Raw genomic sequence first — 8,619 nt, forward strand, 5'->3', positions numbered from 1 at the left:
ACTTTTCAAGAGAATAGGATTTTTAAAATATGTCAATCTATATTATAATTATAACATAAGAATAAAGAAAAGGTGAGGAAAGTTTGAAAGAGTTAATTATTAACAAAAATGACAGCGGCCAAAGATTAGATAGGTTTTTAAAAAAATATCTATCTAAAGCAAATCAAAGCTTTATATATAAGATGATTAGAAAAAAGAATATTAAATTAAATAATAATAAAGCAAAACCTGAAACTACAATATTTGAAGGAGATACTATACAATTATATTTAGCTGATGAAACCATAGAAAAATTTAGAGAAGAAATAAAAATAGAAAAAAGTAATTTAGACCTTGATATTATCTATCAGGACAAAAATATAATATTGATAAATAAACCAGTAGGTATACTATCACATTCAGCAAAAAAGGAATCTAGTAACAATATTGTAGATAGTATGGTATATTATCTTTATGAGAAAGGAGAATATAATCCAAAAGTTGAAAAAACTTTTACACCAGCGGTTTGTAATAGATTAGATAGAAACACTAGTGGAATAATTATTGGAGCAAAGAATTATCCAACTTTAAAGGTAGCTAATGATTTAATAAAAAAGAAAAAAATTAGTAGATATTATAAAACCATAGTTAAAGGAGGGATAAAAAAAGATAAAATAATAGAAGGATTTTTATCCAAGGATGAAGAATTAAATAAAGTAGCAATAACCCATAATAAAAGACAAGATTCTAAAGAAATTTTAACTAGCATTAAACTATTGAATAGATCCTCTCATTATAGTTTGTTAGAGATAGAATTAATAACTGGTAGAACCCATCAGATTAGAGCACATTTAGCTTCTATAGGTCATCCAATTATTGGGGATATGAAGTATGGAGATACTATTACAAATAAATATTTCAAAGAAAAATATGACTTACAGAGTCAATTTCTTCATGGCTATAGGATTAAATTTAATAAAACATATGGGGTTTTAGCCTATTTAAAGGGTAAGGAATTTATAGCAGAAGCAAATGAAAAGTTTATTCGAATAGAGAAAGAACTATTTTAGTAGTATAAGAATTGGAGGGGATTAGGATGAAAGAAGAAATAAAAGTCTATGTAGAAGGATTTGGAGAAATATCAATGAAGAAAGGTACTAAATTAGAAGAATTATCAAAAGAAGTTTTTGGTAAGAATTATAAAAAATATTTTGGTGCTAGAATAAACAATCAAATATATCATTTGAGTAAAGAAATAAAGGAGAATATGTCAATAAAATTTTTATCCTTAAAAGATGAAGACGGATATAAAATATATACAAGGACTGTTTCTGCTGTGTTTATTATGGCTTGTAAGGAAATATTTCCTCAATGTACGGTAAAAATAGAACAATTTTTAGGAGAAGGTCTTTATGCTGAACTGGAGGAAGGCAAGTCTATTAGTTTCAGTGAAATAGAAAAGGTTAAAGAGAAAATGAAACTTATTATAGAAAAGGATTTACCTATATTGAGAGAAAAAGTTCCAGCAAAAGAAGGTATCTTTTTATTTAGCCAACAGGGCTATGAAGATAAAGTAAGGCTTTATAACACTTTAGACAAGAAATTAATTCAAACCTATAGAATTGGAGAACATATTGATGGATTTCATGGATATTTGGCACCTTCTACTGGATACGTAAAAATATTTGATTTAAAATACTATTATCCAGGAGCTATTATACTTTTTCCTACAACAGAAAGCATAGATCAAATGCCAAAATTTAAAGAACAGAAAAAACTAGCAAAAGTTTTTAAAGAGGCCAATGAGTGGGCAAGCATATTGGATTTAAGCTATGTAGGGTCTTTGAATGAAAAAGTTATTAATGGAGATATTGGTGAAGTTATTAGAATATCTGAAGCATTTCACGAAAAAAAGATTGGACATATTGCGGATGAGATTTGTAAAGACGATGATATAAATATAATTTTAATTGCTGGACCTTCTTCCTCAGGGAAGACTACTTTTGCTCAAAGATTAGCTGTCCATTTAAAGGTTAATGGGAAAAGACCTATAGCTATATCAGTAGATGATTATTTTGTTGATAGAGACAAAACACCTTTAAATGAAAAAGGGGAATATGATTTTGAATGCATTGAAGCTATAGATTTAAAAAGATTGAATGAAGATTTAGTCAAATTACTAGAAGGAGAAGAGATAGAATTACCTAAATATAATTTTATAACTGGTAAAAATGAAAACTCAGGTATAAAAATTAAAGTAGATAAAGATCATCCTATCATAGTTGAAGGAATTCATGGATTAAACCCTAGATTAACCACTTATATTCCAGAAAAAAATAAATTCAAAATCTATATTTCAGCTTTAACTCAGTTAAATATAGATGCTCATAACAGAATTTCTACTACTGACACAAGATTTATTAGAAGGATGGTTAGGGACAATAAGTTTAGAGGCAATGATGTCTTTAGAACTTTTGAACTATGGCAAGGTGTTACAAAGGGAGAAGAAAGAAACATATTTCCCTTCCAAGAAGAAGCAGATATAATGTTTGACTCTGCCTTGGTTTATGAGTTGTCAGTACTTAAAAAACATGCAATACCTCTTTTAGAACAGGTAGATAATAGTAGTAAGTACTATTCTGAATGTAGAAGATTATTGCAGTTTTTAAAATATTTCATTGACATAGAAGATGAAACTATAATTCCGCCTAATTCAATTTTAAGAGAGTTTATCGGTGGCGCTGATATTGATGTCCATTAAATGGAGGGGTTCAATTGAAAGAATTACTAGATAAAATAGTTAAAAAAAATCAATCACTTACAAAATATGGCCAAGTGGCCAATTATATCCCTTTATTGGCAAATGCAGATCCTGAGGATTTAGGGATCTGCATTATAGACAATTTAGGAAAGATTTATTCAAGTGGGATTTATTATAAAAAGTTTACTATTCAAAGTATATCTAAAGTATTATCTTTAATGTTGGCAATAATGGATAATGGAGAAGAGGAAGTTTTTAAAAAGGTAGGTATGCAACCTACAGATGAACCATTTAATTCTTTTTTTAAATTAGACCTTCCCCATATAGACAAACCTGCAAACCCTATGATCAACTCTGGCGCTATAGTTACAACTTCTTTAATTAAAGGAGATGGTGAAGTAAAGTTATATAGACTGTTGGAAGTTTTAAAAAAAATAACGAATAACACCACTTTAAATTATAATGAAGAAGTCTATCTATCTGAAAAAAATACAGGAGATAAGAACAGAGCCATAGCATATTTGTTGAAAAACAAAGGATTAATAGAAGACGATGTAGAAGAAATATTGGATGTATATTTCAAACAATGTTCTATTGAAATGGATTGTGAGGATATAGCTAAAATAGGTTTATTTTTTGCCAATCAAGGAAGAATTTTTGAAACAAAAGAAAGAATATTAGATGATAAAATAATATCTATTATTATGGCTATAATGATGACCTGTGGTATGTATGATTTTAGTGGGGAATATGCAGCAAAAGTAGGAATTCCTTCTAAAAGTGGAGTTGCAGGTGGTATTTTAGCGTCAGTACCAAATAATTTCGGTATTGGCGTCTATGGACCAGCATTAGACAAACATGGGAACTCTATTGGTGGATATGGTATATTAAAAGATTTGTCTGAAGAACTAGATCTCGGTATTTTTATATAGGTTTTTGTATGACTACTATTGTCTTAAAGATGTTTTAAAATGATACATAGACACATAGTAGTATAATCTTATTAATATATTATAAAAGGTGGGGAATTTATAATGAAAATAAAAGATGTGCAAGTAGGAGAAATTATAGTACCGTTGGAGAAACCTTTCAAAACTGCATTAAGAAAAGTAAAGGTATTACAAAATGCAGTGGTAAAGATAACTACGGATACAGGGCATGTAGGTTATGGTGAAGCTGCAATTACTCCAGTGATTACAGGAGACATTATGGGATCTATTAAAGGTGCTATAATTGAAAATATAAAACCAAAGTTAATAAACAGATCTATAGAAGATTTTGAAGATTTGATGGATATTCTTCATAATTCTTTAGTTAATAATACAAGCCCTAAGGCGGCAGTAGATATGGCATTATATGACCTTTATGGACAACTATATGATATCCCTGTTTTTAAACTTCTAGGTGGATATAGAAAAGAAATAACTACAGATATAACTATCAGTGTCAATGAACCAGATGAAATGGTAGAAGATAGTATAAGGGCAGTGGAAAAAGGATATAAGACTTTAAAGATAAAGGTAGGAAAGGATTGGAAGAAGGATTTAGAAAGGATAAAAGCAATTAGGAAAGCTATTGGTGATGATATCGAGATTAGAGCCGATGCTAATCAAGGCTGGACTCCTAAAGAAGCTGTAATGGTCATTAGAAAGATGGAGGATTTAGGATTGGATATGGAGCTAATAGAACAGCCTGTTAAAGCTCATGATATTGATGGATTAAAATATGTAACACAAAATGTTATTACACCTATTTTAGCTGATGAAAGCTGTTTTTCTCCATTAGATGCATTAAATATAATTCAAAATAGAGCAGCTGATATGGTCAATATTAAACTTATGAAAACTGGTGGGATTTATAATGCGTTAAAGATTTGTAATATTGCCGAGACCTTCGGAGTAAAATGTATGCTTGGGTGTATGCTAGAAAGTAAAATTGGATTAACAGCTGCAGCCCATTTAGCAGCAGGCAAAAAAGTTATATCCAAGTTTGACCTAGATAGTCCTAACCTATTAGCTGAAGACCCAATTGATGGTGGGGCTAAATATGATGAATATCTTATAAACTTACCTGACAAACGGGGATTAGGGTTTAATAAAATTGGGAATGTCAATTATGATTAAAGGGTGGTAAAATGCTTTTTAATTCTAAAGACTATGTAAATATGTTTACAGACATGATGTCTGAAGGCTTTATAGTCATAGATAATGAAGGTAGAATTCAAATATATAACAATAAAGCTAAAGAAATATTTGGCATAGTCTATAATCAACAAATAAGTCATGATAGTGGGAAAATAAATAAAGGTGATATAATAATAATTGGAGATAATTCATTAGGTAGAGATGATGGGGATTTAGATGGTAATTCTTTGAAACCTTTAGGAATCAAGGACAAGAACATAGAAAAAGGGGATGCAATATTAGCAATTGGAGTATTTAATCAAAAAGGGATACCTCCCATGTATAAATATTTAAAGTCCGATAATATGGAAGATACCTTAAAGCTTAAATCAAATTATTTGGGAGTAGATATAGGTGCAATAATAGATTTTGTTAATAAGATAATAACAATTGAAGTGGATAATGAGAAATTTTCAATGAACTATATAAACGCTATTGGGCATATGGTAGTTTTAGATAAGGACACTAAAAAAATGAAATTCTATCAGGCACAAGGATATACAGCTAGAGGTGAAAGTATAAACGATCTGTTAAAGGGTTGTAATTATCGTGGCAAGGGTGAGAACTCCAATATCTTAAATACAATTGGCAAAGATATATTTGATATCCACAAGGGAAGTTCCACAATAAAAGAATTCTATAAAGTAGCAAAAGGCGAAAATATTAATTATATAGATGAATTCAAAGAAATCAATGGAATTCCCACCATGTGCACTTTGATTCCTGTAGATAAAGATGGAATAAGAGTAGGTGCAGCATTAAAAGTAGAGGATATTTCTGAAATTAAAAAGATAATTAGGGAGAGAGATGACGCCTTACTTTATTTAGAAAAAATAGAAGGTAAGCTAAAAGAAGAAAAGATCTTAAAAAGGGTATTTCCAAATATAATTGGTGAAAGCAAAGAAATATATCATGTTAAAAGATTGGCTTTGAAAGCTTCAAGGACTAATTCTACTACTTTAATATTAGGTGAAAGTGGTACTGGAAAAACAATACTGGCTAAAGGAATACATGAAAATAGTAGATTCAAAGATAAGCCTTTTATTCACGTAAATTGTGGAGCAATACCTACAACTTTATTAGAATCAGAGTTATTTGGATATGAAAAGGGAGCTTTTACTGGAGCTAATAAAGAAGGGAAAATTGGTTTTTTTGAAATGGCCAATGGAGGGACTATATTTTTAGATGAATTAGGAGATATACCACTGAACTTACAAGTAAAACTACTTCAAGTCCTTCAAGAAAAAAGTTTCTATAGGGTAGGAGGTATGGAAAAAATTGAAGTAAGTTTAAGAATTATTGCAGCAACCAATAAGAATTTGGAAAAGGAAATATCAGAAGGAAGATTTAGAGAAGATCTCTATTATAGAATAAATGTATTTCCCATATGGATACCACCATTAAGGGAAAGAATCGAAGATATCTATTCTTTGGTAGATGTATTGCTACCAAAAATATGTAAAGACATTGGAATAGAGACCAAGAGAATTTCAGCAGAAGCCTTAAATCTTTTAACTAGGCATAGTTGGCCTGGAAATGTAAGAGAATTAGAAAATATATTGGAAAGATCCATAAACCTATCTGAAAACAATACAATTCTGTCTAAACATATTACCTTAGATATTAAAGAAGAAAAATCTAGAAATAAAGATATAACTCCATTAAAAGAAACTGTTGCTCTTTGTGAAAAAAATGCAATTAAAAGAGCTTTAAGTTTTTATAAAGGTAATAAGAAAAAAGCTATGGAAGCACTAAAGATTAGTAAAACAACTTTCTATGAAAAACTAAAAAGATACAATATTTAACAGCAAATCTTTCCCAACAATAGGAAAGCCTCCTATTGTTGGGAAAACATAAAAATGGTCCTCTATTAATGTAGGATAAGGATGATGCAGAAATAGATGTTTTACTAAATTCCTAATATTCGGAAAATTTAAATTAATCAAAAAAATCAAATGGAATGATAAGCAATGTTTGGAAGGGAGATAGAGATTATAAAAAAAGTGGCATGTTTTTTGCCATAATTAATATAAATATAATTTTATATTATGCATAAAGCTTATTAATTAGGATTATAGGGAAGGAGGGAATATTAATAATTTTGTCTTCTATTAATAGTATTATTTGAGGAGGGAGATTATGAAAAGATTATTAGCTTTAACTATGGCATTGCTAATAATTATAACAGGGTGCTCATCTGGAGGGAAGAAAACATCGGGGGATAATGTAGCTGCAGTCCAAGAATATAATACGGTTTATTCTGGAGAAATTACTACATTAAACTATTTAGTTACTTCAACTACAAATGAATTTGCCATAGCTGCAAACTTAGTAGATACTTTAATCGATTATGACAGATATGGAGTAGTACAACCAGGACTTGCAACGGAGTGGAATTTATCAGATGATAATTTAGTTTGGACCTTTAAAATAAGAGAAGGGGTCAAATGGTTAACTTATGATGGAGAAGAATATGCAGAAGTTGTAGCTCAGGATTTTGTTGACGCTATGAAGTATATATTGAATCCAACTAATGAATCTAAAACTGCTAATATAGCTTATAGTGTTATAAAAAATGCTGAAGAATATTACAGCGGAGATATAACAGATTTTGAACAGGTAGGAGTAAAGGCCTTAGATGAATATACATTAGAGTATACTCTTAAAACTCCTACACCCTATTTTTTATCTATGCTTACTTATGTATGCTTTTTTCCAGCAAATGGACAATTTTTAGAAGAGGTTGGGGACAGATTTGGTACCGATAATATAAACTTTTTATACAATGGAGCTTATATAATGGAAACTTTTGAACCACAAAATAGAAGGGTTCTTGTTGCCAATGATAAGTATTGGGATAAAGAAAATATACACATTGAAAAAATAATCCATACCTATAATAAAGAAGCTGGTACCTTAGCTCCAGAACTATTTTTACGTGGAGAGATAGATTATACAGCAATCCCTGCTGATATTTTAGATGAATGGATGAAAGATCCAGAAAAGGAAGCACTCATTCGTCCAAATCGAACAGGATTTTATACTTACTTTTACTGCCTAAATTTTGACCCTCAGTTTCCTGAAGAGTATGAACCAGATAATTGGAAAATAGTAGTAAATAATAAAGATTTCCGTAAATCATTATTCCATGCTTTAGATAGAAAAGCAGCTATGCTAACAGCAGAACCATATGATCCTGAAAAGAGAATAAGCAATACTGTAACACCTAAGAACTTTGTTGATTTAGATGGCGTTGATTATACACAATTAGAAGGTCTGGCTGAATTTACCAATAATGACTTTTTCAATGAAAAGTTGGCCTTAGAATATAAAGAAAAGGCCTTAAAGGACCTACAAGATGAAGCTACATTCCCAATAAAGGTTTTAATGCCTTATAATACTGGTTCAAGCGATTGGGCTAATAGAGCGCAAGTAATAGAACAACAAATGGAAAACTTATTAGGAACAGATTATATAGATATAATAATAGATCCTAAACCACCAACTGGTTTCTTACAAGAAGTAAGGAGATCTGGAAATTATGCATTCTTAGAATGCAACTGGGGGCCGGATTATGCAGACCCTGAAACCTATACAGATCCTTTCAATCCAGATGGTACTTATAATTGGCCCCACTTAGCTGAAGGATATAAAGAATCTAATGGAAAGAATATTTATGAGAATATGGTAAATGAG

Annotated in this window: 6 protein-coding genes; all 6 read left to right on the top strand. The window is 30.1% G+C overall.

What is annotated here, in order from left to right:
* The first annotated feature begins 83 nt into the window (after positions 1-83).
* Positions 84-1,049: an RluA family pseudouridine synthase gene (locus VK998_RS12640; protein ID WP_325228947.1), complete on the top strand. Its 966-nt coding sequence runs from the start codon at positions 84-86 to the stop codon at positions 1,047-1,049.
* A 26-nt stretch (positions 1,050-1,075) separates the two neighbouring features.
* A complete protein-coding gene (locus VK998_RS12645; RefSeq protein ID WP_325228949.1) occupies positions 1,076-2,740 on the top strand; it encodes a nucleoside kinase in 1,665 nt (554 codons plus the stop codon).
* Between the two features lie 14 nt (positions 2,741-2,754).
* Positions 2,755-3,672, top strand: coding sequence for a glutaminase A (gene glsA, locus VK998_RS12650; RefSeq protein ID WP_325228951.1), 918 nt, complete (start codon positions 2,755-2,757; stop codon positions 3,670-3,672).
* A gap of 102 nt (positions 3,673-3,774) precedes the next feature.
* Entirely contained in the window at positions 3,775-4,863 is a 1,089-nt protein-coding gene (locus VK998_RS12655; RefSeq protein WP_325228954.1) for a dipeptide epimerase, read from the top strand.
* A gap of 11 nt (positions 4,864-4,874) precedes the next feature.
* Entirely contained in the window at positions 4,875-6,728 is a 1,854-nt protein-coding gene (locus VK998_RS12660) for a sigma-54 interaction domain-containing protein (RefSeq protein WP_325228956.1), read from the top strand.
* Between the two features lie 334 nt (positions 6,729-7,062).
* Positions 7,063-8,619 (top strand): peptide ABC transporter substrate-binding protein (locus VK998_RS12665; protein WP_325228958.1); only part of this gene is annotated, 1,557 nt, incomplete at its 3' end.

The sequence above is a fragment of the Schnuerera sp. genome, from assembly GCF_035459645.1.
Taxonomy (GTDB): Bacteria; Bacillota; Clostridia; order Tissierellales; family Tepidimicrobiaceae; genus Schnuerera.

What these genes read in the sequence shown, in the direction of transcription:
- VK998_RS12645 (WP_325228949.1), top strand. Translation starts at nt 1,076, where the DNA reads ATGAAAGAAGAAATAAAAGTCTATGTAGAAGGATTTGGAGAAATATCA.
- VK998_RS12655 (WP_325228954.1), top strand. Translation starts at nt 3,775, where the DNA reads ATGAAAATAAAAGATGTGCAAGTAGGAGAAATTATAGTACCGTTGGAG.
- VK998_RS12660 (WP_325228956.1), top strand. Translation starts at nt 4,875, where the DNA reads ATGCTTTTTAATTCTAAAGACTATGTAAATATGTTTACAGACATGATG.